Source organism: Ruegeria sp. AG1 (genome assembly GCF_056541705.1).
In genome coordinates this window covers 112,648-138,689 of record NZ_JBQFYU010000006.1, presented here as the reverse complement: position 1 = coordinate 138,689, position 26,042 = coordinate 112,648, and the positions used below count along the sequence as shown (strand labels likewise).

Sequence of the window (26,042 nt, the reverse complement as noted above, 5' to 3'; positions counted from 1 at the left end):
AAAACACCGAATGCCCAACTTCACGCTCCATAATGTTGCGTTGACAACCGCTGCCGTATTGACGGTCAGTGCCGGAGCCGCTGCCGCCCAACAAGCCTGTACGAATTATACCGTGCAGGACGGCGATACCATGGCGTCCATCGCGCTGACCGCGTATGGCACGTCCAACTACCAGCCCATCTTCAACGCGAACCGCGATGCGATCAGCAACCCCAACGCGCTGGATCCTGGGCTGTCTCTGGTCCTGCCTTGTGAGGACGGAAACCTGCCAAACGGTCAGAGCGCAAGCGACATCATCGCGGCGCAGCAGGAGCGTTTTGCAAACTCTGCGCAGAGCAGTGCGTTCAAACGGCCGATCAAACTGGTGACCGGCAATGGCTGGGCTCCGTTCGCGGATGAAACCCTGAACGGTGGCGGGTTCATCACCCGTCTGGGCACCACAACGCTGCAGCGTGGTGGCAATAACGAGCAATTCTCGATCAGCTTCGTGGATGACTGGAACTCGCATATCGAAACCCTGCTGCCGCTGGGCGCGTTTGATGTGTCGATGGCCTGGAATATCCCCGACTGCACCAACCGCAGCTATGAATGGTCATGGGAGACCGAGGTCCGCTGCACGCAGTTCCACGCCTCGGCCCCGGTCTATGACATCGTTTTCGGTTTCTACAGCGTGCCCGAGGGCAAATACGCCGGAGCCACCAGCTTTGATGATCTGCACGGCGCCACGATCTGCCGTATGGAAGGCTGGCCTCTGCACGATCTGGAGCAAGAAGGTTTGCTGCGCGACGATACCATGACGGTTGTGCAGCCCGCCACCGCACGGGAATGTCTGGATGCGGTCATCACCGGAACGGCTGACATCGCAACGTTCGAATTGCAGCTGTTCGCAGACGCCATGAGCGAAATGGGCCTGAATGCCAACGACCTGGTCGAGAACCCCTATGTCTCGACGCTGTCGTCCCTTCGCTTCATCACTCACCGGTCCAATCCTCAGGGTCAAAGATACCTTGCCCTGATGAACAAGGGCCTGAACGAAATGCGTGAAACCGGGGAATGGTACGCCATCATCTCGGATAGCCTGAATGAGCATAATGAAAGACTGCTAGACGCAATCAACTGAAACCTCATCTCCACATTCCAACTTATGGGAGGAATAAAAAATGCTAAGAGAAAAACTCAATACCAAAGTGATGACGGCAACCGCCGTCCTCACACTCTCCGCAGGTGCTGCAGCAGCGCAGGAAGCCTGTTCAAACTACACCGTGCAGGATGGCGACACGATGGCAACCATCGCGATCGCAGCCTATGGCACATCGAACTATCAGCCGATCTTCAACGCGAACCGCAACGAGATCACCAACCCCAATTCGCTAGAGCCCGGCCTGGTCCTGGCTCTGCCGTGTGAGGATGGCAGCCTGCCCAACGGTCAGTCGGCGCAGGAAATCATCGCGGCGGAAGAACAGCGTGCGGCCAGCGTGAAACGTTCGAACGTCTATGCACCACCGATCAAACTGGTTGCGGGCAACGGCTGGGAGCCGTTTACAACAGAATCCCTGAGCGGCGGCGGCATCATGACCCGTCTGGCGACAACCAGCCTGCAGCGTGCCGGCAATAGCCGCGACTTCTCGGTCAGCTTCGTGGATGACTGGTCTTCGCACTTGGACACTCTGCTGCCGCTGGGCGCATTCGACATCTCGATTGCCTGGACGCTGCCCGATTGTACAAACCGCTCTTACGAGTGGTCTGAGGCAACCGAAGCCCGCTGCACGCAGTTCGTGGCGTCTGTTCCGATCTACGACGTTGTTGGCGGCTTCTTCACGCTGCCCGAAAGCGAATACGCCGCCGCAACAGAGTTTTCGGATCTCGAAGGCGCAACCCTTTGCCGTATGGCGGGTTGGAGCATGGTTGTTCTGGAAGAAGTTGGCCTGAACGGCAAAAACCTGAACCTGATTCATCCGAACTCGGCGCGTGAGTGCCTGGACGCCGTTCTCACCGGCACAGCAGACGTTGCTGCATTCGAGGTTGAGCTGTTTGCCTCAACCATGAACGACATGGGTTTGACATCGGACGATATCGTCGAAAACCCCTATGTTTCGACTCTCTCGTCGATGAGCTTCATGGCTCACCGTTCGAACCCGTTTGCCCGCGAATACATCGCGATGATGAACAAAGGTCTGAACGAGATGCGCCAGTCCGGCGAATGGTACGCGATCATCTCGGACACGCTGCGCGAGCAGAACGAAAAGCTGAACGCCGGTTCGAACTGATCCCTCGGTTCAACTGACGCAGAAGGGCCGGTTGTTTCAACCGGCCCTTTTTCTTGTCATGAAGACAAAACCGGTGTTTGAATTCGATCTGTTCGGCACGCCCGTGCAAGCTGTCCGAACGCTCTGACTTTCCACAGGACTGACCCATGATCCAAGACAACCCCGCGCTTATTGATGCCATTCGCGACAGGTTCGCCCATGTCGACACGTGCCCGTTTCAGGGCGAACGCATTTTCTTTGAGAATGCAGGCGGCGCCCTGACGTTGAAATCGGTGGCTGAGACCTCGGCTTTCTATGCGGCGATCCCGGACAATCCGGGCCGTATCAACCCTGCGGGGCAGGGTACGCAAAATGTGATCAACAAAGCCAAGCAGGATCTGGGCGTGTTCATGAACGCCTCAAGCGGCCAGTTCTTTGCAGGCGAAAGCGGCACCGAGCTGTTGTTCCGCATGATTCGCACCGCGTGTTTGGCCGCACCCAAGGGAGCCAAGGTGATCGGGTCCTCCATCGAACACCCGGCCACCCGCAGCGCCGCACGCCGCTGGGCCGAGATTGCTGGGCTGGACTATGTGAACGTGCCGCATGACAACGACACCGGTCTGGTCACGCCCGAGGACTACACCGCACTGATGACCCCGGATGTGGCGGTGGCGACGATCCTGCATGCCTCACCGGTGACAGGCATGGGCATGGATGTGGCCGCGATCTCGGCCGCGATCCGGGCGGTTGCGCCGGATTGCATGATCATTGTCGACGGCATCCAGCACGCGGCCCATGGGCAGTTGGATCTGGATGCCTACAACGTAGATGGCTATGCGATCTCACCTTACAAAGTGTTCTCGCGTCACGGATACGGGATTGCGTGGATCTCTGACCGTCTCACCCATACGCCCCACGACATGCTGATCGACGCCCCCGCGACAGGGTGGGAGTTCGGCACCCGCGACACAGGTTCCTATGCGACGGTGTCGGATGTGGTGTCTTACTTCGACTGGCTGGGTGGGGAAGTATCGGACGAGACTGACCCGCGCGCGCGGATCGAGGCTGCGGGTCGTGCCATTCATGACTACGAGACGCACCTCACCGATACAGCCATCAACGGCACCGGCAATCTGCCCGGTCTGCGCGATATGGATCACGTCACCATTCTTGCCGGGGCCGACAACCCAGCGCGTGAGGGGCTGGTGTCGATTGTGTTCAAAGGCAAGGCATCCGAAGATGTGGTCGAGACACTGAATCAGCAGGGCATTCGAACCCATACGCGCAAGGCCGACCATTACTCGGGCAATGTGCTGGGGCCATTGGGGCTATCGGACTGCATCCGCATTTCCTTCTGTCACTACAACACAGAACAGGAAATCGCCCGCCTCTTGGCCGCCGTCAAAGAGCTTGGGGAAGACGCGTAGCGCTAAAGTCTCTGCCCGTCCTCGCCAAAAGCGAGGACGTTGGCCTGATCGAAGGCGATTCCTGTCCGCGCGCCCGGCTCAACCCTGTGTTGGCCGAAGGCGCGGATGGTGAAGGGTTTTCCGGTTCCTATATCGACCATGATATTCGTATCGGCCCCCAAGTTTTCCACATGCACCACGGTGCCGGATAGGGCCCCGGTTTCAGAATGGGTGGCATATTCCGGGCGGATGCCGAAATAGGTGCCCTTTGGGCCGCCGATCATATCCGCCGGGACAAAATTCATCGCGGGGGAGCCGATAAACTCGGCCACAAAGCGGTTGGCGGGGTTGTTGTAGAGGTCCATTGGGCTGCCGATCTGCTCCACGCGCCCGTCGCGCAGAACCACGATCTTGTCGGCGAGTGTCATCGCCTCGGTCTGATCATGGGTCACGTAGATCATGCTGGCGTCAATCTGGCGGTGCAGATTGGCGATCTCGACCCGTGTGTTCAGGCGCAGGGCGGCATCCAGATTGGACAATGGTTCATCAAACAGGAACAGTTTCGGGTTGCGCACAATCGCGCGCCCGATGGCCACACGTTGCCGCTGGCCGCCTGACAGCTCGGCGGGGCGACGCTCCAGATAGTCCTCAAGCGACAGCATCCGGCTGGCCTCGGAAATGCGGCGCGAGATTTCATCCTTCGGGTGGCCAGCCTGCTTCAGCCCAAGCGCCATATTTCCACGCACCGTGAGATGCGGGTAGAGCGCGTAGGACTGGAACACCATCGCAAGCCCGCGTTTCGCCGGGGGCACGGTATTGACCTGCTCTCCGTCGATTTCGACCGTGCCCGAGGTCGCACCCTCCAACCCCGCAATCACCCGCAACAAGGTCGATTTACCGCAGCCTGAGGGGCCGACAAAGACCACGAATTCATTCTCCTCGACGGTCAGGTCGATGTTCTTCAGCACCTCAACTGGTCCGAAGGATTTACATACACTACTCAGCTTCAGGGCGGTCACGTCACGCCTCCTTCAGGTCAACCGGCTGTCCGGTTCGAATGCTTTCATCAGCCGCCAGACAGATCCGCAGGGATTGCACCGCGTCGCTCATGTGGCGGGTCAGGTCGATATCCTCGGCGATGGCGCGCAGCATGTAGGCTTGCTCTGCATCGCACAGCTCCTGATGGCCCGGTTCGCCGTCCATTTCGATCAGAGTGTCCCCATCCAGGCGATGTACAAGAATGCCGCCCACTTTGGTGTGACCGTCCACGTCGTCCGAAGCGCCCTTGTTGCCCTCGGTGATCGAAACGGCCCCATTGGGCGAGACGATGTCTTTCACGAAGAACGCGGTCTCTGACATCATCGGGCCCCATCCGGCCTCGTACCAGCCGACTGATCCGTCCGCGAACACCACTTGGAACTGGCCGTAATTGTACATATCCGGTGCGATCTCGTCCGACAGGCGCAGGCCCATGCCGTTGACCCGTAAGGGCAGGGAGTCGGTGATCTGGCACATCACATCCACATAATGCACGCCACAATCGACGATCGGCGAGGTGGTCTGCATTAGCGCCTTATGCGTCTCCCAAGTCGGGCCGGTGGATTGCTGGTTCAGGTTCAGGCGGAACACGTAGGGTCCGCCCAGATCGCGCGCCTCAGAGATCAAACGCATCCACGAGGGGTGGTGGCGCAGGATATAGCCGATCACAAGTTTGCGCCCCGTCTCAACCGCTTTGGCGACAACACGGCGCGCATCCTCGACGGTGGTGGCCAGAGGTTTCTCGACAAACACATGTGCGCCTGCTTCCATCGCGGCACGGGCATAGTCAGCGTGGCTGTCGGAATAGGTCGCAAGGACCACAAGATCTGGCGCGGTTTCGGCCAAAGCAGTGTGGAAATCCGAGAAGGCGGGATAGCCCTGCAACTCCGACTGATCGACCTGGCCCGAGCGATTGACCAACCCAACAATCTGCGCGTTGGCATGATGGTGATGCGCCAGCGCGTGGCTGAGGCCCATATTGCCCAGACCTGCGATAAGGACTCGGATCATTTGACCGCCCCCGAGGTGATGCCGCGGATCAATTGCCGCGAGAAGATGACATAGAGAACCATGACCGGCAGGATCGCCATGCTGAGCGCGGACAGAACCGCGTTCCAGTCGGTGACGAATTGCCCGATGAATACCTGACTGCCCAGCGTGAGCGTCTTGGTTTCCTCGGCCGGGGCCAGGATCAGTGGGAACCACAGATCGTTCCAGATCGGGATCATGTTGAACACCGCCACCGTCGCCATCGCTGGGCGTACAAGCGGCAGAACCAGACGGAAGAAGATTGTGTATTCGCTGAGGCCATCAATGCGGCCCGCGTTTTTCAGATCGTCGCTGACCTGCCGCATGAACTCGGACAGGATAAAAACGGCCAGAGGCAGACCCTGCGCGGTATAGACAAGGATCAGGGCCATCAGCGTATTCACCAGCCCGGTTGCGACCATCATCTCAAGGATGGCGACTGTGCCGATGCGGATCGGGATCATGATGCCCAAGGCCAGATAAAGGCCCATCAGGGTGTTGCCGCGAAAGCGGTACTCGCTCAGCGCAAAGGCCGCCATCGCGCCGAACAGCAGGATGAAGAACAGCGACACCACCGTGACGATCATCGAGTTCTGGAAGTAGAGGAAGAAATCCCCCTGTTTCATCACCGTCTGATAGCCAATCATCGAGAATGTCTCGGCATCCGGCAGGGCCAGCGGCTCACGAAAGATCGCTTTGCGGGACTTGAAGCTGTTGATCACGATCACGAAGACCGGGAACAGCGCGATCAGGGTGTACAGGATCAGCGCGCCATGCATGGCGGCGATATTGAACGGGTTTCTGCGGGCTTTGTTCATCTTTAGGCCCTCAGAACTGATACCGGCGGATGCGGGTCTGGATCAGGAACAGATAGACACAGACGCCGGTTAGGATGATCGCAAACATCCCCGTCGCAATGGCCGAGCCCATATGCGGATCGCCAAGCTGCAACTGGAACCCGAAGAAGGTGCGGTACATGAAGGTGCCCAGAATATCCGTCGAGAAATCGGGGCCGGCCAGTGCGCCTTGCGCGGCATAGATCAAGTCAAACGCGTTGAAATTCCCCACGAAGGTCAGGATCGAGATGATGCCGATCGACGGCAGGATCAGCGGCAGTTTGATCTTCCAGAAGGCGGCCATGCCAGTGATGCCTTCGACCTCGGCGGCCTCAAGGATTTCTTCGGGGATCGACAGCAGGGCGGCATAGATCAGCATCATCGGGATACCGACGAACTGCCAGACCGACACGAGCGCCAGGGTGGTCAGGGCATACTCCTCTTTCCCCAACCACGGAGCATAGAGGGATTTCAGGCCGACAGCGGCCAGCATGTCTGGCGCGATGCCCCAGATCGGCGACAGGATCAGTTTCCAGGCAAAGCCAACGATCACGAAAGACAGGATTGTCGGAATGAAGATGGCCGAGCGGTAGAAGGCCGCAAACCTCAGCCGCGGGTGGCTGAGCATTGCAGCCAGCGCGATGCCGATGGGGTTTTGCACCAGCATGTGAATGAAAAAGAACCAGAAATTGTTACCTAGCGCATTCCAGAACGCATCCGACCATAAGGGATCGCCGAACAGGGTGCGGAAATTGTCCAGCCCGACAAAAACGCGGGATTGATCAACCTCGGTGTAAAGCGCCAGCCGCAGCGTGTTGAACAGCGGCAGGATCATCACGGCGGTGTAAACCAGCACGGCGGGTGCAAGAAACACCACTATGTGCCATTTGATCCGGCTGTTGCCCATCTTGTGCCTCGACTGTTCTGGGTGGGTCCGGCCCGAAGGCCGGACCCGTTGGTTTCGTGAGTGGTTATTGGTGCGGTGCGTACCAGGAGGCGAGGCCATCCTGCAGGCGCTGACCGGCGTCTTCGGGGCTTTCTTCGCCCTTGATGACCTGAGCCGAGGCGTTCCACGTCTCGTTCTCAAGGTTCGGCGTGCCGCGCGACAGGATCTGGTAGGTCGAGCGGATGGTCGAGCCACACTCGCCACGCCAGCTTACGAACTCCTGCGCCAGCGGGTCATCCATCGCGACGTCAAAGCTGGACAGTGAGAAGAAACCGGGCAGGGCGTTGGCGTAGATGGTTGCGAACTCTTCCGAGCCGACCCAATCCAGGAAGGTGCGGGCGGCCTCAGCGTTGGGCGAGGCTGCGTTCAGGCCGATGGCGATATCGGTGTGATCCGAGATATAGCATTCATCGCCCGCATTCTGGACCGGAGGCTTGAACGCACCCATTTCGAAATCGGCCAGGTTGTTGAAACCGCTGATCTCCCAGCTGCCCGCCGGATAGACGGCTGCCCGGCCCAGAGTGAACAGGTTCTGGCTGTCCGGATAGGTCTGGGCTTCGAACCCGTCGCCCATGTACTCACCCCATTTCGCCAATTGGCGATAGGGAGCGACCCATGCTTCATCCGTCAGCTTTTGCGAGCCTTCGATCAACGCCAGACGCCCCTCTTCACCTTTCCAGTAGTTTGGGCCGATATTGTTGTAGCCCATGGTGGCCGCTTCCCACTGGTCATTGGTGCCCATGGCCATCGGGATATAGGTGCCGTCCTCTTTGATCTTGTCGAGCGCAGCGAAGAACTCAGCCTCGGTTGTCGGGACTTCGATACCCAGCTCGTTGAAGGCGTCCTTGTTGTAGATAAATCCATGGATCACCGAGGCCATGGGAACACAGAAGGTCGCCGCGCCGTCATCAGTCTGCCACGCAGATTTCGCCACGTCCGAGAAATTGGCCATGCCGCCCAGATCGGACAGATCCGTCAGGTGACCGGCCTCATAAAGGCCAAGCGAAGTGTCAAACGGACGGCAGGTGATCAGGTCTCCGGCCGACCCGGCATCCAGTTTGGCGTTCAGGGCGGCGTTGTATTCGGCAGGGGCCGAGGGTGTGAACCGGATCTTGATGTCCGGGTTCTGCGCCTCAAACGCAGGGATGATCTTTTCCTGCCACAGCGCCAGATCGTCATTGCGCCAGCTTTCGATGGTCAGAACCGTTTCGGCATAGGCAGCGCCTGCAAGGGCCGACGACGCCAGCAAAACGGCGCTTAGTGATATCTTCTTCATGGTTTTCTCCCTTGGTATTTTGTTTGGTTTTAAAGTTGTTTCAGCGCTGGGCGCAGGTGCCCATTAGATTGCGCCAAAAGCGCCTCGGCCCGGTCTGGGCTGTCGGCGCCTGCGGCCAGCAAGATTGCCTGTTTCACGTTACCGGACGCGCGGCTCAGTGCATCACTGGCCTGATCTGCCGAGACCCCGGCGATTTTTCCAACGATCCCTTCGGCGCGTTGGCGCAGTTTATGGTTGTCGGCGATGACGTTGATCATCATCCCGTCATGCACATGCCCAAGGCGAATGCCCATCAGCGTGGACATCATATTCAGAGCCACTTTCTGCGCTGTCGCGGCCCCAAGGCGTGTTGAGCCTGCAATGGGTTCAGGCGGCGTGTTCAGGTGGACGGCGCAATCTACGTAGTCGAATAGCGGGGCTTCTGCATTGTTGGCGATCCCGATCACCTTGGCGCCCTGCGCGCGTGCGTGACGGGCGAATTCGACGGCATAGGGCGTGCTGCCACTGGCGGAAAGGGCGATCACAGCGTCATCCGACCTCACATTGGTCGCGGCAGTTTGCGCTGCGGCTTCATCATCTTCCGTATGGCCGGGCATTGCAGCGCCCTGTGGTATCCCGCCTGCCATGCAGATTGCCATGGCCTCAGGCGAAAGGCCGAATGTTCCGGATAATTCAGCCCCGTCCGCCAGCCCCATCAGGCCCGACGAACCGGCTGCAGCGTAGTAAATCTTGCCGCCTTGGCGCACCGTGTTGGCCAAAATGGAGGCCCCATCCGAGAGGGCGCTCAAGCAGCTATCAAGTCCGCACAGCGCTGCCTTCTGCGCTTCAAGCAGATAGTCGAGGATGTCGATATCCGGACGTAGGTCCAGCCCTTCGACTTCGTCGCGCAGCATCTCGGTTTGTGGCAGCATTTGATTCCTTCCCAGATGCGAGTAATACCTATATAATACCTTTTGTCTACCATTCGTTGGATGTATCCGCTCAAAACCTCAATAAAAACGCGAATTAGGCAAACTGAACGCGCTGAGGGCTTTTTTTTCGGCAAAAGGTATCTTAAAGGTATCTATATGGATGAGTCCTTCCAATACCTGATTGCAATCGACGGCGGTGGCACAAACTGCCGGTTCGCGATGGCCACACCTGACGGTCGGGTCGAGGTGACATTGGGCAGTGCCAATGCCTTCTCGGATCGTCAAAAAGCGCTCCGTACCCTCGATGAGGGGCTGCAGACCTTGGCGGATAAGGCGCAATTGCCCCGAGCATATCTGGCCGAGATTCCGACCTATGCGGGGCTGGCCGGGGTGACGGATGCCGGTGCGGCGTCGGAGGTTGCGCGCAGCCTGCCCTCGCGGATTGTCGAGGTCGAAGATGATCGCAGATCGGCGGTTGTAGGCGCGTTGGGCGCGCAGGACGGTTCTGTGATCGGCGTTGGAACGGGGTCCTTTCTGGCCCGTCAGGTCGATGGGCGAACGCAGTTTATTGGCGGCTATGGGGCTTTGATCGGCGATCAGGCCTCGGGCAATTGGTTAGGCGTTCAGCTGCTGCAACGCGTTCTATTGGCGATGGACGGCATTCAACCCCACAGCGCGCTGACCCTAAAAATCAGCGCGGAATATGACGACGATCCCATGAAGATCGTTGCGTTTGTTGGTCAGGCGAACCCCTCTGATTTCGCAGGCCTCGCCCCTGAGATCATCGCTTCTGCGGCGGGTGGCGATCCCGTGGCGCGGGATCTGATGCAAAGCGGGGCCGACTATCTGGCGCAGGGTCTGCGCGCCCTTGGTCACACCAACGGATCGCCCATCTGCTTGATCGGCGGGGTCGCACCGCACTATGCAGACTATCTGCCCCCTCACATGCAGGCCTGCCTGACCGAGGCCAAGGGCTCACCGCTTGACGGGGCCCTGATCCTAGCGCGTCACCTGGCCGAGCGGGCAAAGGTAGGGGCAGGCTGATGAGCGACACGATCGAGACATTCCTGAAACCCGCCGATTGGCTGCAGGAGGCCACAGGCCCCCTTTATGTACGGTTGCGCAAGCGGCTTGAGCAAAGCATCGAGGCCGGCGTTCTGGCCGAAAGCGCCCCGCTGCCGGGCGAGCGTGAGATGGCCCATCTGACCGGCCTCTCCCGTGTCACCGTCCGGCGCGCGCTGCAGGATCTGGTCGAGCGTGGCATCATCGTGCAGCGTCAGGGCTCGGGCAGTTTCGTGGCGGACGGAACGCCTCGGGTCGAACAATCGCTGTCTCTGCTGACCTCATTTACCGAAGACATGACCCGTCGGGGGCTGGATTCGACCAGCGAGTGGTTGGACCGGGGCATCCACACGCCCTCACCCGAGGAGGTCATGGCACTGGCCCTGTCCTCGGGCGAAGAGGTGGCGCGGCTGTCGCGCCTGCGCATGGCCAATGACAGGCCAATGGCGATTGAGCACGCGGCCCTGCCGGTCGATATCCTGCCGCATCCCGAAGGCGTGACATCCTCGCTCTACGAGGTGCTGGAACGCGACGGCAACCGCCCGGTGCGCGCCATGCAGCGGATTTCAGCGATCAACCTTGAGGCCAACGACGCCGCTGTTCTGGGGGTCGAGCCGGGCGTGGCCGGGCTGCGGATCGTCAGGACCTCGTTCCTGTCCAATCGACGCGTGGTGGAGTTCACCCGCTCTGTCTATCGCGGTGATGCCTACGATTTCGTGGCCGAACTGCGCCTTGCAAACAGCTAGGAAAGCACATGCAACAGCAGATCACCCGGATGCGCCGGGAAATCGATGAGATACCTGACGCGGTCGAACGGCTGCTCAGCCGGGGTCAACAGGACATTGCGTCCACGGCTGAGGTCGCCCGGACCCTTGATCCTGCCTTTCTGACAAGCGTGGCGCGGGGGTCGTCGGATCATGTCTGCACCTATCTCAAATACGCGTCGGAAATCCTGTTGGGCCTGCCGGTGGCCTCGGTTGGACCTTCTGTCGCGTCGATCTACAACGCGCCGCTTCGGTTGCAAAACAGCCTGTGTCTGGCCGTGTCCCAGTCCGGGCAAAGCCCGGATATCCTGGCGATGGTGCGCAGCGCGGATCGTGATGGCGCGCTGACCATCGGGCTGACCAATGACGCGGCTTCTCCGTTGGCGGCTTCCTGTGCCCATACGATTGATATACAGGCAGGCCCCGAACTAAGTGTGGCTGCGACCAAGACATTTGTGTCCTCTGCTGTGGCAGGCCTGTGGGTCTTAGCCGAATGGGCGCGGGACGAGGCACTTTTGGATGCCATTCGCGATTTGCCAGAACGGCTGGCGGAGGCTGCGCGTATCGACTGGCCCGAGGTACGGGCTGCGATTGGGGCGAACCCGTCGCTGTTCACCTTGGGGCGCGGGCAGGTGCTCGCCATGTCCAACGAGGCCGCGTTGAAGTTCAAAGAGACCTGCCAGTTGCATGCCGAAAGCTATTCTTCGGCCGAAGTGCTGCATGGGCCGGTCTCGATTGTCGAAGAAGGGTTTCCTGTCTTCAGCTTTGCTACTGCCGATGCTGCGGAATCCGCGCTGTCCGAAGTCGCCGATGCGATCAGCGCCAAAGGGGCCCGCGTTTTTGCCACTACGACCAAGGTCAAATCTGCGTCACCGGTCGAACATGTCCGCACGCTACACCCGCTGACCGACGCGCTGAGCCTGATCGTTTCGTTCTATTCCATGGTCGAGGTTTTCGCCGCCTCGCGCGGCATTGACCCGGATGCCCCCCGGCACCTCAAGAAGGTGACGGAGACGGTATGACTGAGGCAGCCCACGCCCTCATCGGAGCGGATATTTTGACGCCGGACGGCATCGTGAAAGACCACGCGCTGTTGCATCGGGGTGGGCGGGTTGATGGCGTCGTTCCCATGTCGGAACTTGGCTCTGGGCATGTGCCAATCACGCTGGAGGGTGGACTTCTCGCGCCGGGTTTCGTTGATCTGCAGGTCAATGGCGGCGGTGGGGTGATGTTCAACAACCAGCCGGATGTTGCCGCGCTGCAGATCATGGCTGGGGCTCATGCGCAGATCGGGGCGACCTCGATCCTGCCGACCTTGATCACGGATTCGCCCGAGGTCACTGCAAACGCCATCTCGGCCGCGATTGAGGCCGTGCGGCAAGGCGTTCCGGGGATCGTTGGCCTACATCTGGAAGGCCCGCATCTGGCCGTCTCCCGCAAAGGCGCGCATGACGCTGCCTTCATCCGACTGATGGAAGATGCGGACGTCGCGGTCCTGCTTGAGGCCGCCGCCCAATTGCCGGTGCTTAAAGTGACGCTGGCACCAGAAAGCGTCACAAGCGCCCAGATTGAAACGCTGACGGCGGCAGGTGTATTGGTCGCCTTGGGGCACACGGACGCCAGCTATGAGGTTTGCGTTGCTGCCGCCAAGGCCGGTGCGCGCTGTGTGACGCATTTGTTCAACGCGCAAAGCCAGATGCAAGGACGCGCGCCGGGAACCGTTGGCGCGGCATTGGCCGAGGGGGAATTCTCGGCGGGATTGATCGCGGATATGATCCATGTGCATCCTGCCATGATCCGCAATGCATTGAACGCCAAGCAGGGGCCGGGTGAGATTTTTCTGGTCAGCGATGCCATGGCGACGGCAGGGTCGGATATCCGCGTGTTTGAGCTCAACGGCCGTGAAATCCACCGGGAGGACAACCGGCTAACGCTGGCCGACGGAACATTGGCCGGCGCGCATCTGGAATTGTTGCAGGCGGCGCGGAATCTTACCACGCAGGTCGATGTGCCGTTTGCTAAGGCCCTGCAGATGGCCAGCCTTGTGCCCGCGAACTTGATCGGCAATCGCCAGATCGGACGTCTGGTCAAAGGCGCGCTGGCACATGTCTTGCATATCGGCCCTGAGGGGGATCTGCTGGCCGTCTGGCAGAACGGCCAGAAAATCCTCGGATGACCCTATCGGCAGAACCGGTCTGCGTGCTTTGAAAACCGCCCATTTTGCGCTATTCTGCGCCAGAGCAGTAATCAGGAAAAAACGGAATGCGTAAATGCATAGGCGGCGTCATGACCGCCGCATTGTGGGCATCCATGATGCAGGCAGGTTCAGCAGAAACTTCTCAAGGGTCAGAAAATCGACTTTTGGACAATACGATACAATTGGCCTCGGCGGATGTGGTGGTCTCCCTCCGGCCGGTGCCGCGACCCCCGGCTGAGGCCGTTCGGGTGTCGGTAGAAGGCAATGCCCGCTTTCAGGCATGGCTCGGCGCGTTTCAGCGGCGGGCGGTGGAGCAGGGGATCACTCAGCAGACCTTGGATCAGGCACTGGCCGGGCTGAGTTATGATCAAAAGGTTATCAAACGGGATCGCAATCAGGCCGAATTTTCAAAGCCGATCTGGGAATATCTGGACGCGGCTGTCTCGGACACACGCATCTTAAATGGTCGCGCGGGTTTGGACCGGCATCGGAAAGTCCTTCGCCAGATCGAGGCGCAATATGGCGTTGAAAAAGAGGTCGTGACCGCCATTTGGGGCCTTGAGACTTCCTTTGGCTCCTATCGTGGCACCAATCAGACGATCCGCTCACTGGCGACATTGGCCTTTGATGCCCGTCGCGCTTCGTTTTTCGAGACCCAGTTGATTGCCGCCTTGCGGATCATTCAGGCCGGGGATGTAAGTGCGGGTCGCATGGTGGGCAGCTGGGCTGGCGCCATGGGGCATACGCAATTCATGCCGACCTCGTATCTGGATCACGCGGTTGATTTCGATGGCGACGGTCGGCGTGATATCTGGTCTGAGGATCCGACAGACGCGCTGGCCTCGGCCGCCGCCTATCTGGCCCGGCATGGGTGGACCAAAGGGCAACCCTGGGGTGTTGAGGTGCAACTGCCCGAGGGGTTCGACTATGCGACGGCCAAGCGGGATTACACTCTGATGCCGTCTGACTGGGCGGCGCGTGGTGTGGTCGGGCTGGATGGCAAACCGGTGCGCGATCATGGTCGGGCTGCGATCTTGCTGCCTGCGGGCGGGCAGGGTGTAGCGCTGATGATCTTCGACAATTTCAGCGTGATTGAGGCGTATAACGGTGCGGATGCCTATGTAATCGGGATCGGCCATTTGTCAGACCGCCTGAGTGGAGATGCTCCGTTTCAGGCCAGTTGGCCGCGTGGCGACCGGGTGCTGAGTTTTACCGAGAAAAAGGAATTGCAAACGCGGTTGACGCAGGCCGGGTTCGATACTCAGGGCATAGACGGGCGTACCGGGCCGAATACGGTGAATGCAGTGCGGGCCTATCAACTGGCGCAAGGACTACTGCCAGATGGCTACGCGTCCATTCGTTTGCTTGAGCGGTTGAGGTAGAGGGGGGGGCTCTGCCCCCGCCGCCTATCGGCGTCTCCCCCGGGATATTTTCAGCCAGATGAAGAGCGGATCAGGAGGCCGCTTTCATCAGGCCCTGCGCTATGATCTCAGCTTGGGCTTCGTCCAGGGACTTGTGGATGCGCACGAACATTTCGTCGATATCCGCTGGGGTCAGGATCAGAGGCGGAGAGATGATCATCCGGTCGCCCACATGCCGCATGATCAGGTTGTTGGCAAAGCAGCGGTCGCGGCAGATATAGCCCACCGTGCCGGGGGCCGAGGCGAATTTGGCGCGGCTGGCTTTGTCGGGGGTAAGCGCGATCGACGCCATCATGCCGACGATCTTGGCCTCGCCCACCAGCGGGTGATCGGCCAGCGCCTCCCATTTCTGTTTCAGGTAGGGGGCGGCTACGTCGCGGACATGCTCGACGATCTTTTCCTCTTCGAGGATGCGCAGGTTTTCCAGAGCAACAGCAGCCGCGACCGGGTGGCCGGAATAGGTGTAGCCGTGGTTGAATTCCGTGCCGCCGATCACCTCGGCGATCTCGTCATTGACGATGGAGCCTCCGATAGGCGCGTAGCCCGAGCTGAGGCCCTTGGCGATGGTCATGATATGCGGCTTGATACCAACTGTTTGCGATCCGAACCAGTTGCCGGTACGGCCAAAGCCACAGATCACTTCATCGGCGATCAGCAGGATGTCGTATTTGTCGCAAATGCGCTGGATTTCGGGCCAGTAGGTATCGGGCGCAACGATCACGCCGCCTGCGCCTTGTACGGGCTCGGCGATGAAGGCCGCGACGCGATCTTCGCCGAGTTCCTGGATGGCGTCCTCCAACTCGCGTGCACGGGCGAGGCCGAACTCTTCGGGCGATATGTCACCGCCTTCGGCCCACCAGTTGGGTTGATTGATATGGTGGATGTTCGGGATCGGAATACCGCCCTGTGCGTGCATTCCGGCCATTCCGCCCAGCGAGGCAGAGCCCACCGACGAGCCATGATATGCATTGTGCCGGCTGATGATGATGTTCTTGTCGGGCTGGCCTTTTTCGGCCCAATAAGTGCGCACCAGACGGATGTTGGTGTCGTTCGCCTCGGACCCGCCAGCGGCGAAGAACACGTGGTTCAGATCGCCTGGGGCAAGCTCGGCCAGTTTGTTGGCCAGTGCAATTGCAGGCACGTGGGTCGTTTTGAAGAAGGTGTTGTAGTACGGAAGCTCGCGCATTTGGCGGGCGGCGGCGTCGGCCAGCTCATCGCGCCCGTAGCCGATATTCACGCACCACAGGCCGGCCATTGCGTCCAGGATCTGTTCGCCTTCGCTGTCTGTCAGATAGACGCCATTGGCGCGGGTGATAACGCGCGCGCCCTCTTTCCCCAGCGCTCCGTTGGCAGAGAACGGGTGCATGTGGTGGGCGGCATCCAGCGCCTGCAATTCAGCGGTGGGCATGTGGTTTGTGATCGTGGACATCCGAAAGACTCCTGCAACGGTGGTTGCGAGTCACAATATGATCAAATTATTTCCTGTCAATCGAATCGGTGTTTTCTAGATGTCCGAGGCAGACTCGATCATCAGTTCCATGCCTTGCTCGATATCCTGAGCGGTCGCCTTCGCCACTTTTTCCGCATCCCCGGCGCGCAGCCCTGCGATGATATCCTTATGGCGATCAGGCAGGCTTTGAGTGCCGAAGCGGCCGCAGACCACACGTAAGGATGGCCCGAATCGAAGCCACAGACGCTCGGCCAGATCGCTCAGAACGGGCGCATCGGCATGTGCATATAGCGTTTCGTGGAATCTGTGGTTGAGATGCAGGTAGCCGTGAACGTCACCATCCGCGATCATCTGGTCCAATTGCTGGTCGATAGATTCCAGTTGATCAACGTCGCTGGCGGACATTTTGGCGGTGGATCGCCTTGAAAGCTCTGATTCTATGGCAATTCTGGCGAAGATCACCTGCTCAACATCACCGCTGGACAACAACGGCACACTGACCCTGCGATTGCCCTGAAACACTAATGCGCCGTCCGAGATCAGACGTCGAATCGCCTCACGCACGGGGGTCATGCCGACGCCGAGCGAATCGGTAAGGCCCTGAATAGTGACGGGCTGACCTGGGACCAGCTCGCCGAACATGATCATGGATTTCAGGGTGTGGTAGACCTGTTCGTGCGCGGGCCGTTTCCCGGCGTCAATATTGGGCTTAGGTGCCTTATTTTTGATCAAATCCAATTGGTTTGCCTTGTCTCGATGGGTGCCGACTTGCCGGGCTGTTGACCTTTTGGAACCATAGTTCAAAAAGTCGAAAAACGCAAAACTTGATCAAATCCAAAAAAACGGGACAATACCCACCATAATCGCAGGGAGAACAAAAATGATGTTCAAGACGCTGACACTGACAGCGGTTCTCGCATTGGGGACTTCGGCGGCCTTCGCCGAAGAGGTGCGAGTCTACAACTGGTCGGACTATATCGACGAGGAGCTTCTAACGAAGTTCGAGGAAGAGACAGGGCTGACCCTGATCTACGACGTGTTCGACAGCAACGAGTTGCTAGAGACCAAGATGCTGGCCGGTGGCTCTGGCTATGATGTCGTGGTGCCTTCGGGTACATTCCTTCAACGCCAGATTCAGGCCGGAGCGTTCCGGGAACTGGATACAGCTCAGCTGTCCAATGCTGGCAACCTTTGGGATGTCATCCAGGAGCGTACTGCCGGATACGACCCGAACAATGCTTATTCGATCAACTACATGTGGGGCACCACTGGCATTGGTGTGAATGTCGGCAAGGTGAAAGAATCGCTGGGGGATGACGTGGCGCTGAACAGCATGGATTTGGTGCTGAAGCCCGAAAACATGGAGAAACTGGCCGAGTGCGGAGTGCATTTCTTGGATGCTCCCGCCGAAATGATCCCGATGACATTGCAATATCTGGGTGAGGACCCGGATAGCCATGACCCGGACGTCATCAAGAAGGTCGAGGAAGTACTGACCGGCGTGCGCCCCTATATCCAGAAGTTCCACAGCTCGGAATATATCAACGCACTGGCCAATGGCGATATCTGCGTGGCAGTTGGCTGGTCGGGTGACATTCTGCAGGCCCGTGATCGTGCGGCCGAGGCCGAAAACGGCGTTGAGATCGAATACCATCCCTTCGCCGAAGGCTCGCTGATGTGGTTCGACCAAATGGCTATCCCGGCGGACGCTCCGAACCCGGAAGGCGCGCATAAGTTCCTGAATTTCATCCTTGACGCCAACAACATGGCGGCGGCGTCAAACTATGTGTACTACGCAAACGGCAACAAGGCCTCGCAAGAGTTCCTTGAGGAAGACGTTATCGGTGATCCGGCGATCTATCCGGATGATGCGACGATGCAGAATCTCTACATCACGACGCCTTACCCGGCAAAAACGCAGCGGGTTGTGACCCGTATGTGGACCAAGATCAAATCGGGCACCTGATCCGATTTCGCGCAAGGCGGCGGGGATCGCCTTGCGCCCACTTCCAGATTGTCGAACGGGGGCCGTTTTGAACTCTGACGTCTTTGCGCCGTGGGATGACCCGCAGGCGAAACCCTTGATCCAATTCCAGAATGTTACCAAACGGTTTGGAGATTTCACGGCCATAGACAATCTGTCTCTGGACATTTTCGAGAAAGAATTCTTTGCCCTGCTCGGTCCGTCGGGTTGCGGCAAGACCACGATGATGCGCATGCTGGCGGGGTTCGAAACGCCGACCGAGGGGCACATCATTCTGGGCGGTCAGGACATTGACCCGATACCGCCAAACAAACGCGCAGTGAACATGATGTTCCAGTCCTACGCGCTGTTTCCGCATCTCAGCATCTGGGAAAACATCGCCTTTGGTTTGCGCCGGGACAACATGCCCAAGCATGACCTTGAAGACCGGGTGGAAGAGATGCTGCGCCTGACCCGGCTCGAGCAATTCGCTCGTCGCAAGCCGCATCAGATCTCGGGCGGTCAACGGCAACGGGTCGCGCTGGCGCGGTCGCTGGCGAAGGCGCCCAAGCTGTTGCTGTTGGACGAGCCTCTGGGCGCGTTGGACAAGAAACTGCGACAGGATACGCAGTTCGAACTGATGGATATTCAGGAGAAGACCGGCACAACCTTTGTGATCGTTACCCACGATCAGGAGGAAGCCATGACCGTCGCCAGCCGCGTGGCGGTAATGGATCAAGGTCGTTTGATGCAGGTCGCCACGCCCGATCGCATCTATGAAAACCCGAACTCGGTCTATGTCGCGGATTTCATCGGTGACGTGAATATCATCGAAGGCCACGCCACCGCGAATGGTGAGCAAACCTATCGGATCGACTGGGCCGAAGGGCAGGCTCCGCTGACGGCAACCTCGGCGAACGGCTTCTCGGAGGGTCAGGCCTGCCATCTGGCGATCCGGCCCGAGAAGGTGACGATCTCAACCGACCGCCCTGCCGAGGCAATCAATGCCGTGCAGGGCAAGGTGTTGGATATCGCTTATCTGGGCAACCTCTCGACCTATCATGTCGAGCTGCCGAACGGCACGATCATCAAGGCGCAAACGGCCAATACTCGCCGCATCTCGCGTCGGTCATTCACATGGGAAGACCCGGTCTGGCTGTCCTGGACAGCGACGGCTGCGGTCCTGTTGGCAAGCTGATGCGCCGCGCGCTGCTGATCGCAGTTCCTTATGTCTGGCTGTTGGCGCTGTTTTTGGTGCCGTTTTTCATTGTCCTAAAAATATCACTCTCGGACACGGAACTGGCGATCCCGCCCTACACGCCGACGTTGGACCTGTCGCAGGGTTGGGCCGGGATCAAGGATTTCTTCAGCCAGCTGGATTTTGAGAATTTCGTCTGGCTGACCGAGGATGACCTGTATTGGAAGGCCTACCTCTCCAGCCTGAAGATCGCTGTGATCTCAACCTTTCTGACGCTGCTGGTGGGATACCCGATTGCCTATGGCATGGCGCGCGCGCCGGCCGAATGGCGACCGACACTGATGATGCTGGTGATCCTTCCGTTCTGGACCTCATTCCTGATCCGCGTTTACGCGTGGATGGGGATCCTGTCGAACGAAGGGTATCTTAACCAGCTCTTGCTGTGGACGGGTATCATCTCGACCCCGCTGACGATTCTGAACACCAATACGGCTGTCTATATCGGGATCGTCTACACCTATCTGCCGTTCATGATCCTGCCGATCTATTCGTCGTTGGAGCGCATGGATGAGTCACTGATCGAAGCCGCCGAGGATCTGGGGTGTTCGCGCCTCCAGGCTTTCTGGCTGGTAACGATCCCCTTGTCGCGCCCCGGCATCATTGCGGGCTGTTTCCTTGTCATGATCCCGGTGATCGGTGAGTTCGTGATCCCCTCACTTCTGGGCGGCTCGGGCACCCTGATGATCGGCAAGGTCCTGTGGGAGGAGTTCTTCTCAAACCGTGACTGGCCGGTCGCAAGCGCGGTGGCGGTGGTTCTGCTGCTGATCCTCGTGGTGCCGATTGTGCTGTTCCAGCGCAATCAGCAGAAACAGGCGGAGGCTGAGAAATGAACAGGTTAAGCTGGTTCAATACGGTTTCCCTGACACTGGGGTTCGCGTTCCTGTACATCCCGATGATTATCCTGATCATCTTCAGCTTCAACGAAAGCAAACTGGTGACTGTCTGGGCCGGATTCTCAACCAAATGGTACGGAGAGCTGGCTCAGAACGAAGCGTTTCTGGACGCGGCATGGGTGACGATCCGGGTGGCGGTGTTCTCATCGACATTGGCAACCATTCTGGGCACCGCCGCGGCCTACGTCCTGGTACGCGGAGGGCGCTTCTTTGGCCGCACCCTGTTCTCGGGAATGATCTATGCGCCGCTGGTCATGCCCGAGGTGATCACAGGTCTGTCCCTGTTGCTGCTCTTCATCGGGATCGGGTTGGACCGAGGGATCCTGACCATCGTTTTGGCCCATACGACCTTTTCGATGTGCTTTGTGTCGGTAGTTGTCTCCTCGCGCCTTGTGACTTTTGACCAGTCGCTGGAAGAGGCCGCCTTGGACCTTGGCTGCTCACCCGCGCAAGCGTTTCGTCTAGTGACCCTGCCGATCATCGCGCCGGCGGTGATCTCAGGCTGGCTGCTGGCGTTTACTCTGTCTCTGGATGATCTGGTGATCGCGTCCTTTACTTCGGGTCCGTCGGCCACGACCTTGCCGATCAAAATCTTCTCGGCCGTGCGGCTTGGTGTCAGCCCTGAGATCAACGCGCTGTCGACCCTGATGATCGCGGTTGTGACTATCGGCGTCATCACCGCCTCATTGGTGACCAAACGCGCCATGATGCGGCAAAAGCAGGATGAGATGGCCGCCGTGCGCGCCGAATGAAACGGATATTTCCAGACTACACCTATGGTGATGGGCCAAGGCATGGGTGCTGGTGGGACGAAACTATCGCCGCCCCCGACTGGCCTGAACAGCAGGGTGATTTGCAAGTTGATGTTGCCATCATCGGCGGCGGTTTCACCGGAGCTTCAGCCGCACTGCATCTGGCGGATGCCGCCGTGCCCGTCGCAGTGTGTGAAGCCGAAACACCCGGTTGGGGGGCATCAGGTCGCAATGGTGGGTTTTGCTGTCTGGGGGGATCGAAACTCAGCTACAAGGCAACGTGTCGTCGCTATGGTGAGGCTTCGGCGCAAGCCTATTCCGAGGCTGAAAGCGACTCGGTGCAACTCGTCGAAAGCCTTCTGGACCGCTACGGGATCGACGTGGATCGGCATTCAAAAGGTGAGACGCAACTGGCCCATTCCCGCCGCGCGATGGAGGCGCTGAGGCGCAATGCCGAAGAGAACGGTATTTTGCATGAAGCCGCTGATCTACCCGGTCTGGGCCTGAACGGGCCGTTTCACGGCGGGTACACAACTCCTGTTGGGTTCGGCCTGAATCCTCGGAAATACCTTTTTGGTTTAACCCAAGCCGCGCAGGCGCAAGGCGCAGTGTTTTTTCAGAACAGCCCCGTTCTGAGCATTGAGAAGACCGCGTCAGGCTTTGCTGTTCAAACACCAAAAGGCCAAATCCGAGCCGACAAGGTCTTGGTCTGCACCAATGGGTACTCCAGCGAAGATATCCCATCCTGGATGTCGGCTCGTTACATGCCTGCCCAATCCACGGTGCTGGTCACTCGTCCTCTGACGCCGGGCGAGAAGGAGGCGCAGGGTTGGACCTCGGATCAGATGTCCTACGATACGCGCAATCTCTTGCACTATTTCCGCCTGATGCCGGACGGTCGGTTCCTGTTTGGCATGCGGGGCGGGCTGCTGTCCTCACCCAAATCCGAGGCAGCGATCCGCACGCAGGTGCAGCGCGACTTCAAGCGAATGTTCCCGGCGTGGTCCGAGGTGGACGTCACTCATATCTGGTCGGGCATGGTATGCATGTCGCGCGATCTGGTGCCTTTTGTCGGGCCGGTTCCGGGACAGGCAGGGATGTTTGCGGGCTTCGCCTATCATGGCAACGGAGTCGCCATGGGGACCTATAGCGGCCGTGCCCTAGCGCGGTTGGCGCTGGGTCAGACCAGCGGATTGCCAAATGTCATGTCCGAGACAGCCCGACGCTTTCCTTTGGGCAGGTGGCGGCGCGCCCTGATGCCACCCGCCTATGCCGCTATGGGGCTGGCCGATCTGTAATCCGCTGCTGAAAGCCGTGCGGAAACAACCCATCGGCGCTTGAGGCCTGCGTGAAAATACTGGAACGTGTGGCAGACCCCATGATACCCGACCGGAGGGCAGAAGATGAAAATTGGCGGTGTTCACTACCACTCGATCTGGCGCGACGCTGAAAGTGGCGAGGTCAGGATCATCGACCAGCGCTGGCTGCCGCATGATTTCCGGATCGCCACGTTGTCTTCTCTGGCCGAGTTTGAGGCCGCAATCCGCGAGATGTGGGTGCGTGGCGCGCCTCTGATCGGTGCGACCGCTGCCTATGGTATGGCGGATGCGATGTCCCGCGACCCGTCTGATCAGAGTTTTGAACATTCAGCCTCGGTGCTAAACGCGACCCGGCCAACGGCGGTGAACCTGAACTGGGCGTTGCAGCTTTGCCGGGAGGCCCTGCTGCCTCTGCCAACTGATCAACGCGCCGCCGTGGCCTGGGCGCTGGCGGATGAAATCTGCGAAGAGGATATCGAGATCAATCGCCGGATCGGAGAACATGGGCTTGCTTTGATCCGCGACATCGCCGCCCGCAAACCCTCGGGTGAGCCGGTGCGATTGTTGACCCATTGCAATGCCGGGTGGCTGGCCACCGTGGATTGGGGCACTGCGACCAGCCCAATGTATCAGGCGCATAACGCTGGTTTGCCGATCCATGTCTGGGTCGATGAAACACGACCCCGGAACCAGGGGGCCTTGACTGCGTGGGAGCTGGGCGAACATGGCATCAACCATCAATACATCGTCGACAATGCCGGTGGTCATTTGATGCAGCATGGTCTGGTAGATTTGGTGATCACCGGGACGGATCGAACAACCTCGACCGGCGATGTCTGCAACAAGATCGGCACCTATCTGAAAGCCCTGGCCGCGCATGACAACAACGTGCCGTTCTATGTGGCCTTGCCCTCACCCACCATCGATTGGACGCTGCGGGACGGGGTTGCCGAAATCCCGATCGAGGACCGACCGGACCGCGAAATCTCGCACGTATTTGGCATGACAAAGGACGGTATTGGAGAGGTCTGTGTCGTCCCCGATGGCTCGGATGTAGGTAACCCGGCCTTTGACGTCACGCCGAATCGTCTGGTCACCGGTTTGATCACCGAGAGGGGCGTCTGCGACGCCAGCGCCGAAGGTCTGGCGGCCATGTTCCCTGAAAAGGTTGGCCAAGCCGCCTGAGTGCAAGACGACAAGGATACAAAAGACATGATCGAAAACATGTACAAGGCGCAGGCCGCCGCAGACTGGCGTGCGGCCGCTGGCGCCGATCCGGCTGATCAGGAGTTGGCAGAGCGGGTCTACACTTCGCGCCTGATTGGACAGAATCCGGATCTGCTGATGCATGGCGGGGGCAATACCTCCGTCAAGCTAGAGCGCCCCGATCTGTTCGGTGAGATGCGGCCTGTTCTGCACGTCAAAGGCTCGGGCTGGGATCTGGACACGATCGAAGCGCCCGGACTGCCCGGTGTCTGGCAAGAGCCGCTGTTGAAGCTGCGCGCGCTCGATAAGCTGTCGGATGAGGACATGGTGAACTATCAGCGCTCAAGCCTGCTGAATTCGGCCTCGCCCAACCCGTCAGTCGAAACGCTGCTGCATGCCTTCCTGCCACATAAATACGTCGATCACACCCACGCCACGCCGTTTCTGATTCTGGCCGACCTGCCCAATGCCGAAGAGGTCTGTCGTGAGATTTTCGGCGACCGCTTGGGGATCGTGCCTTACATCATGCCCGGTTTCAGCCTCGCGAAGGCGGCGGCGGATGTGTACGACGCCAACCCTGATGTTGAGGGGCTGCTGCTCCTTAAACATGGTCATTTCGCCTTTGGCGCCACCGCGCAGGAAAGCTATGACAAGATCGTTCAGCATACCAATGAGGTCGCGGCTTATCTCGGCCTGACCGAACTTACGCCAATTGGCGAACGTCTGCCTGCCAACGGGCTGGAAATGTTGCCCGTCTTGCGCGGTGTGATCGCTGAGGTCACTGCGGATCGGGACGGTGCGATGCCCGTATTTGATCTCAGAAACGGCCCCGCGACACATGCGTTTATGGCGCGCAGCGATGTGGACGCGCTGGCGACTCGCGGTATGGCCTCACCGGATCACGTTCTGCGCACCAAGGGCTGGCCGCTGGTGCTGAAACAGTCGGACCTGACCGACCGGGATAAAATCAAGGCCAAGGTCGAAGCCTTCGCTGTGGATTACCGCGCCTATTTCGATCGTCAGGCCCCTCAGGCCGCGGAACCCAAGACCATGCTGACCCCTGACCCGAAACATGCGTGGATCGAAGGGATCGGTGTGCTGGGGATTGGGGTGAACGCTAAGGCGGCTTCAGCCTCGGCTGATCTTGCTGAACAGAACATCCGCGCGCGCGCTGTCGCAGAAGATGCGGGCGGGTTCTATCCCATCGGTGAAAAGGACATGTTCGATTGCGAATATTGGTCGTTGGAGCAAGCAAAGTTGGGCAAAGGCACCCCTCCGCCGTTTCAGGGCCGGGTCGTCATGGTGACCGGAGGGGCAGGCGCGATTGGTCTGGCAACCGCCAAGGCCTTTGCCGCCAAGGGCGCGAATGTCGTTCTGGTGGATCGGGATCAAGCGGCTCTGGATGCCGCACTATCCCATTTGGGTCGCTGGCATGCGGCCTGCGCGCTCGACATCACGCAAGCTAACGCTGCCGATACCGCGATGACCGATGCGGTCGCGGCCTTTGGTGGGCTGGATATTCTCGTGTCGAATGCGGGTACGGCCACAGGGGGCGCTCTGGTCGAGTTGGAGGATGATGTCTTCCGAGCGGCTTTCGAGTTGAACTTTTTCGCGCACAAGGCTTTTGCCACCGCCGCTTCCAAGTTGATGCAGGATCAGGGGCGTGGTGGGCAGATCCTGTTCAATATCTCCAAACAGGCGGTCAATCCCGGTCGCAATCTAGGCGCCTATGGAACCCCCAAAGCCGCCACGATGTTCCTGATGCGGCAACTGGCGCTGGAACTGGCGGGGTCTGGTATTCGGGTCAACGGGGTCAATGCCGACAAGATACGTTCGGGTCTGCTGACGGATGCGTTCATCAAGGAACGCGCCGCCGCGCGGGGTGTCAGCGAAGAGGTCTATATGGGCGGTAACCTTCTGGGCCGCGAGGTCGAGGCGCATCATGTCGCCGAGGGTTTTGTCAATCTTGCTTTGATGGAGCGCACTACCGGTCACGTTATCACGGTCGATGGTGGCAATACCGAGGCCGAACTGCGCTAGCTTCGCCCCCCAAAAAAACCACTTCGCGC

Annotated in this window: 23 protein-coding genes; 15 read left to right on the top strand and 8 right to left on the bottom strand. The window is 59.3% G+C overall.

Features of this window, described 5'->3' with window-relative positions; all coding sequences use genetic code 11:
• Window positions 1-10: 10 nt before the first annotated feature.
• The 3 genes from ACR0B5_RS10850 to ACR0B5_RS10840 all read left to right on the top strand — a co-directional run bounded on the left by ACR0B5_RS10850 (window position 11) and on the right by ACR0B5_RS10840 (window position 3,673).
• Window positions 11-1,120 carry a LysM peptidoglycan-binding domain-containing protein gene (locus tag ACR0B5_RS10850; RefSeq protein WP_170375715.1) on the top strand — a complete coding sequence of 370 codons (1,110 nt, stop codon included), beginning with the start codon at window positions 11-13 and terminating at the stop codon, window positions 1,118-1,120.
• Between the two features lie 40 nt (window positions 1,121-1,160).
• Window positions 1,161-2,267, top strand: a complete 1,107-nt coding sequence (locus tag ACR0B5_RS10845) for a LysM peptidoglycan-binding domain-containing protein (RefSeq protein ID WP_170471522.1) — start codon at window positions 1,161-1,163, stop codon at window positions 2,265-2,267.
• A gap of 146 nt (window positions 2,268-2,413) precedes the next feature.
• Window positions 2,414-3,673, top strand: a complete 1,260-nt coding sequence (locus ACR0B5_RS10840; RefSeq protein WP_170552172.1) for an aminotransferase class V-fold PLP-dependent enzyme — start codon at window positions 2,414-2,416, stop codon at window positions 3,671-3,673.
• 2 nt (window positions 3,674-3,675) lie between these two features.
• Here ACR0B5_RS10840 and ACR0B5_RS10835 read toward each other — a convergent pair whose 3' ends face one another.
• The 6 genes from ACR0B5_RS10835 to ACR0B5_RS10810 form a co-directional block, all read right to left on the bottom strand.
• Complete coding sequence (locus ACR0B5_RS10835; protein WP_170552175.1) at window positions 3,676-4,671, bottom strand: ABC transporter ATP-binding protein; 996 nt, start codon at window positions 4,669-4,671, stop codon at window positions 3,676-3,678.
• Between the two features lies 1 nt (window position 4,672).
• Window positions 4,673-5,701 carry a Gfo/Idh/MocA family protein gene (locus ACR0B5_RS10830; RefSeq protein WP_480540308.1) on the bottom strand — a complete coding sequence of 343 codons (1,029 nt, stop codon included), beginning with the start codon at window positions 5,699-5,701 and terminating at the stop codon, window positions 4,673-4,675.
• Window positions 5,698-6,537 (bottom strand): carbohydrate ABC transporter permease, encoded by an 840-nt coding sequence (locus ACR0B5_RS10825; RefSeq protein ID WP_170375704.1) that lies wholly within the window; start codon window positions 6,535-6,537, stop codon window positions 5,698-5,700. Before ACR0B5_RS10825 ends, ACR0B5_RS10830 begins: the two co-directional genes overlap by 4 nt.
• 10 nt (window positions 6,538-6,547) lie before the next feature.
• A complete protein-coding gene (locus ACR0B5_RS10820) occupies window positions 6,548-7,462 on the bottom strand; it encodes a carbohydrate ABC transporter permease (RefSeq protein WP_170459957.1) in 915 nt (304 codons plus the stop codon).
• A 64-nt stretch (window positions 7,463-7,526) separates the two neighbouring features.
• Window positions 7,527-8,777 carry an ABC transporter substrate-binding protein gene (locus ACR0B5_RS10815; protein WP_170690753.1) on the bottom strand — a complete coding sequence of 417 codons (1,251 nt, stop codon included), beginning with the start codon at window positions 8,775-8,777 and terminating at the stop codon, window positions 7,527-7,529.
• Between the two features lie 29 nt (window positions 8,778-8,806).
• A complete protein-coding gene (locus tag ACR0B5_RS10810) occupies window positions 8,807-9,688 on the bottom strand; it encodes an N-acetylmuramic acid 6-phosphate etherase (RefSeq protein WP_480540305.1) in 882 nt (293 codons plus the stop codon).
• A 156-nt stretch (window positions 9,689-9,844) separates the two neighbouring features.
• Here ACR0B5_RS10810 and ACR0B5_RS10805 point away from each other — a divergent pair, with 156 nt between their 5' ends.
• The 5 genes from ACR0B5_RS10805 (at window position 9,845) to ACR0B5_RS10785 (ending at window position 15,093) form a co-directional block, all read left to right on the top strand.
• Window positions 9,845-10,732: a glucosamine kinase nucleotide-binding domain-containing protein gene (locus ACR0B5_RS10805; RefSeq protein WP_480540303.1), complete on the top strand. Its 888-nt coding sequence runs from the start codon at window positions 9,845-9,847 to the stop codon at window positions 10,730-10,732.
• Window positions 10,732-11,496: a GntR family transcriptional regulator gene (locus tag ACR0B5_RS10800; protein ID WP_170638126.1), complete on the top strand. Its 765-nt coding sequence runs from the start codon at window positions 10,732-10,734 to the stop codon at window positions 11,494-11,496. Before ACR0B5_RS10805 ends, ACR0B5_RS10800 begins: the two co-directional genes overlap by 1 nt.
• Window positions 11,497-11,504: 8 nt before the next feature.
• On the top strand, window positions 11,505-12,536 hold the full coding sequence (locus ACR0B5_RS10795; protein WP_480540301.1) for an SIS domain-containing protein: 1,032 nt from the start codon (window positions 11,505-11,507) through the stop codon (window positions 12,534-12,536).
• Entirely contained in the window at window positions 12,533-13,690 is a 1,158-nt protein-coding gene (gene nagA, locus ACR0B5_RS10790) for an N-acetylglucosamine-6-phosphate deacetylase (protein ID WP_425083628.1), read from the top strand. The genes ACR0B5_RS10795 and nagA overlap by 4 nt, the downstream gene beginning before the upstream one ends.
• A gap of 86 nt (window positions 13,691-13,776) precedes the next feature.
• Window positions 13,777-15,093, top strand: coding sequence for a lytic murein transglycosylase (locus tag ACR0B5_RS10785; protein ID WP_425083627.1), 1,317 nt, complete (start codon window positions 13,777-13,779; stop codon window positions 15,091-15,093).
• 70 nt (window positions 15,094-15,163) lie between these two features.
• Here the strand turns inward: ACR0B5_RS10785 and ACR0B5_RS10780 are convergent, their stop codons facing one another.
• On the bottom strand, window positions 15,164-16,561 hold the full coding sequence (locus tag ACR0B5_RS10780; protein ID WP_480540300.1) for an aspartate aminotransferase family protein: 1,398 nt from the start codon (window positions 16,559-16,561) through the stop codon (window positions 15,164-15,166).
• A gap of 75 nt (window positions 16,562-16,636) precedes the next feature.
• Window positions 16,637-17,320 carry a GntR family transcriptional regulator gene (locus tag ACR0B5_RS10775; RefSeq protein WP_170661606.1) on the bottom strand — a complete coding sequence of 228 codons (684 nt, stop codon included), beginning with the start codon at window positions 17,318-17,320 and terminating at the stop codon, window positions 16,637-16,639.
• Window positions 17,321-17,462: 142 nt separating this feature from the next.
• Here ACR0B5_RS10775 and ACR0B5_RS10770 point away from each other — a divergent pair, with 142 nt between their 5' ends.
• From ACR0B5_RS10770 to ACR0B5_RS10740, 7 genes are all read left to right on the top strand, one after another.
• On the top strand, window positions 17,463-18,548 hold the full coding sequence (locus tag ACR0B5_RS10770; RefSeq protein WP_480540299.1) for a polyamine ABC transporter substrate-binding protein: 1,086 nt from the start codon (window positions 17,463-17,465) through the stop codon (window positions 18,546-18,548).
• A gap of 67 nt (window positions 18,549-18,615) precedes the next feature.
• Entirely contained in the window at window positions 18,616-19,743 is a 1,128-nt protein-coding gene (locus tag ACR0B5_RS10765; RefSeq protein ID WP_425083623.1) for an ABC transporter ATP-binding protein, read from the top strand.
• Window positions 19,743-20,633 (top strand): ABC transporter permease subunit, encoded by an 891-nt coding sequence (locus ACR0B5_RS10760; protein WP_170376046.1) that lies wholly within the window; start codon window positions 19,743-19,745, stop codon window positions 20,631-20,633. The genes ACR0B5_RS10765 and ACR0B5_RS10760 overlap by 1 nt, the downstream gene beginning before the upstream one ends.
• A complete protein-coding gene (locus ACR0B5_RS10755; RefSeq protein WP_170375678.1) occupies window positions 20,630-21,448 on the top strand; it encodes an ABC transporter permease in 819 nt (272 codons plus the stop codon). The genes ACR0B5_RS10760 and ACR0B5_RS10755 overlap by 4 nt, the downstream gene beginning before the upstream one ends.
• The gene (locus ACR0B5_RS10750; protein WP_480540298.1) at window positions 21,445-22,746 is read left to right on the top strand and encodes an NAD(P)/FAD-dependent oxidoreductase; all 1,302 of its coding nucleotides are present in this window, start codon (window positions 21,445-21,447) and stop codon (window positions 22,744-22,746) included. Before ACR0B5_RS10755 ends, ACR0B5_RS10750 begins: the two co-directional genes overlap by 4 nt.
• A gap of 105 nt (window positions 22,747-22,851) precedes the next feature.
• Window positions 22,852-23,952 carry an S-methyl-5-thioribose-1-phosphate isomerase gene (mtnA, locus tag ACR0B5_RS10745; protein WP_480540297.1) on the top strand — a complete coding sequence of 367 codons (1,101 nt, stop codon included), beginning with the start codon at window positions 22,852-22,854 and terminating at the stop codon, window positions 23,950-23,952.
• Entirely contained in the window at window positions 23,953-26,013 is a 2,061-nt protein-coding gene (locus ACR0B5_RS10740) for a bifunctional aldolase/short-chain dehydrogenase (RefSeq protein ID WP_480540296.1), read from the top strand.
• Window positions 26,014-26,042: the final 29 nt, after the last annotated feature.

Bases quoted from the DNA above. Each gene is read 5' to 3' on its own strand.
- ACR0B5_RS10850 (WP_170375715.1), top strand. From the start codon at position 11: ATGCCCAACTTCACGCTCCATAATGTTGCGTTGACAACCGCTGCCGTA.
- ACR0B5_RS10840 (WP_170552172.1), top strand. From the start codon at position 2,414: ATGATCCAAGACAACCCCGCGCTTATTGATGCCATTCGCGACAGGTTC.
- ACR0B5_RS10800 (WP_170638126.1), top strand. From the start codon at position 10,732: ATGAGCGACACGATCGAGACATTCCTGAAACCCGCCGATTGGCTGCAG.
- mtnA (WP_480540297.1), top strand. From the start codon at position 22,852: ATGAAAATTGGCGGTGTTCACTACCACTCGATCTGGCGCGACGCTGAA.
- ACR0B5_RS10805 (WP_480540303.1), top strand. From the start codon at position 9,845: ATGGATGAGTCCTTCCAATACCTGATTGCAATCGACGGCGGTGGCACA.
- ACR0B5_RS10820 (WP_170459957.1), bottom strand. From the start codon at position 7,462: ATGGGCAACAGCCGGATCAAATGGCACATAGTGGTGTTTCTTGCACCC.
- ACR0B5_RS10785 (WP_425083627.1), top strand. From the start codon at position 13,777: ATGCGTAAATGCATAGGCGGCGTCATGACCGCCGCATTGTGGGCATCC.
- ACR0B5_RS10795 (WP_480540301.1), top strand. From the start codon at position 11,505: ATGCAACAGCAGATCACCCGGATGCGCCGGGAAATCGATGAGATACCT.
- nagA (WP_425083628.1), top strand. From the start codon at position 12,533: ATGACTGAGGCAGCCCACGCCCTCATCGGAGCGGATATTTTGACGCCG.
- ACR0B5_RS10845 (WP_170471522.1), top strand. From the start codon at position 1,161: ATGCTAAGAGAAAAACTCAATACCAAAGTGATGACGGCAACCGCCGTC.
- ACR0B5_RS10750 (WP_480540298.1), top strand. From the start codon at position 21,445: ATGAAACGGATATTTCCAGACTACACCTATGGTGATGGGCCAAGGCAT.
- ACR0B5_RS10815 (WP_170690753.1), bottom strand. From the start codon at position 8,777: ATGAAGAAGATATCACTAAGCGCCGTTTTGCTGGCGTCGTCGGCCCTT.
- ACR0B5_RS10830 (WP_480540308.1), bottom strand. From the start codon at position 5,701: ATGATCCGAGTCCTTATCGCAGGTCTGGGCAATATGGGCCTCAGCCAC.
- ACR0B5_RS10825 (WP_170375704.1), bottom strand. From the start codon at position 6,537: ATGAACAAAGCCCGCAGAAACCCGTTCAATATCGCCGCCATGCATGGC.
- ACR0B5_RS10770 (WP_480540299.1), top strand. From the start codon at position 17,463: ATGATGTTCAAGACGCTGACACTGACAGCGGTTCTCGCATTGGGGACT.
- ACR0B5_RS10760 (WP_170376046.1), top strand. From the start codon at position 19,743: ATGCGCCGCGCGCTGCTGATCGCAGTTCCTTATGTCTGGCTGTTGGCG.
- ACR0B5_RS10755 (WP_170375678.1), top strand. From the start codon at position 20,630: ATGAACAGGTTAAGCTGGTTCAATACGGTTTCCCTGACACTGGGGTTC.
- ACR0B5_RS10780 (WP_480540300.1), bottom strand. From the start codon at position 16,561: ATGTCCACGATCACAAACCACATGCCCACCGCTGAATTGCAGGCGCTG.
- ACR0B5_RS10810 (WP_480540305.1), bottom strand. From the start codon at position 9,688: ATGCTGCCACAAACCGAGATGCTGCGCGACGAAGTCGAAGGGCTGGAC.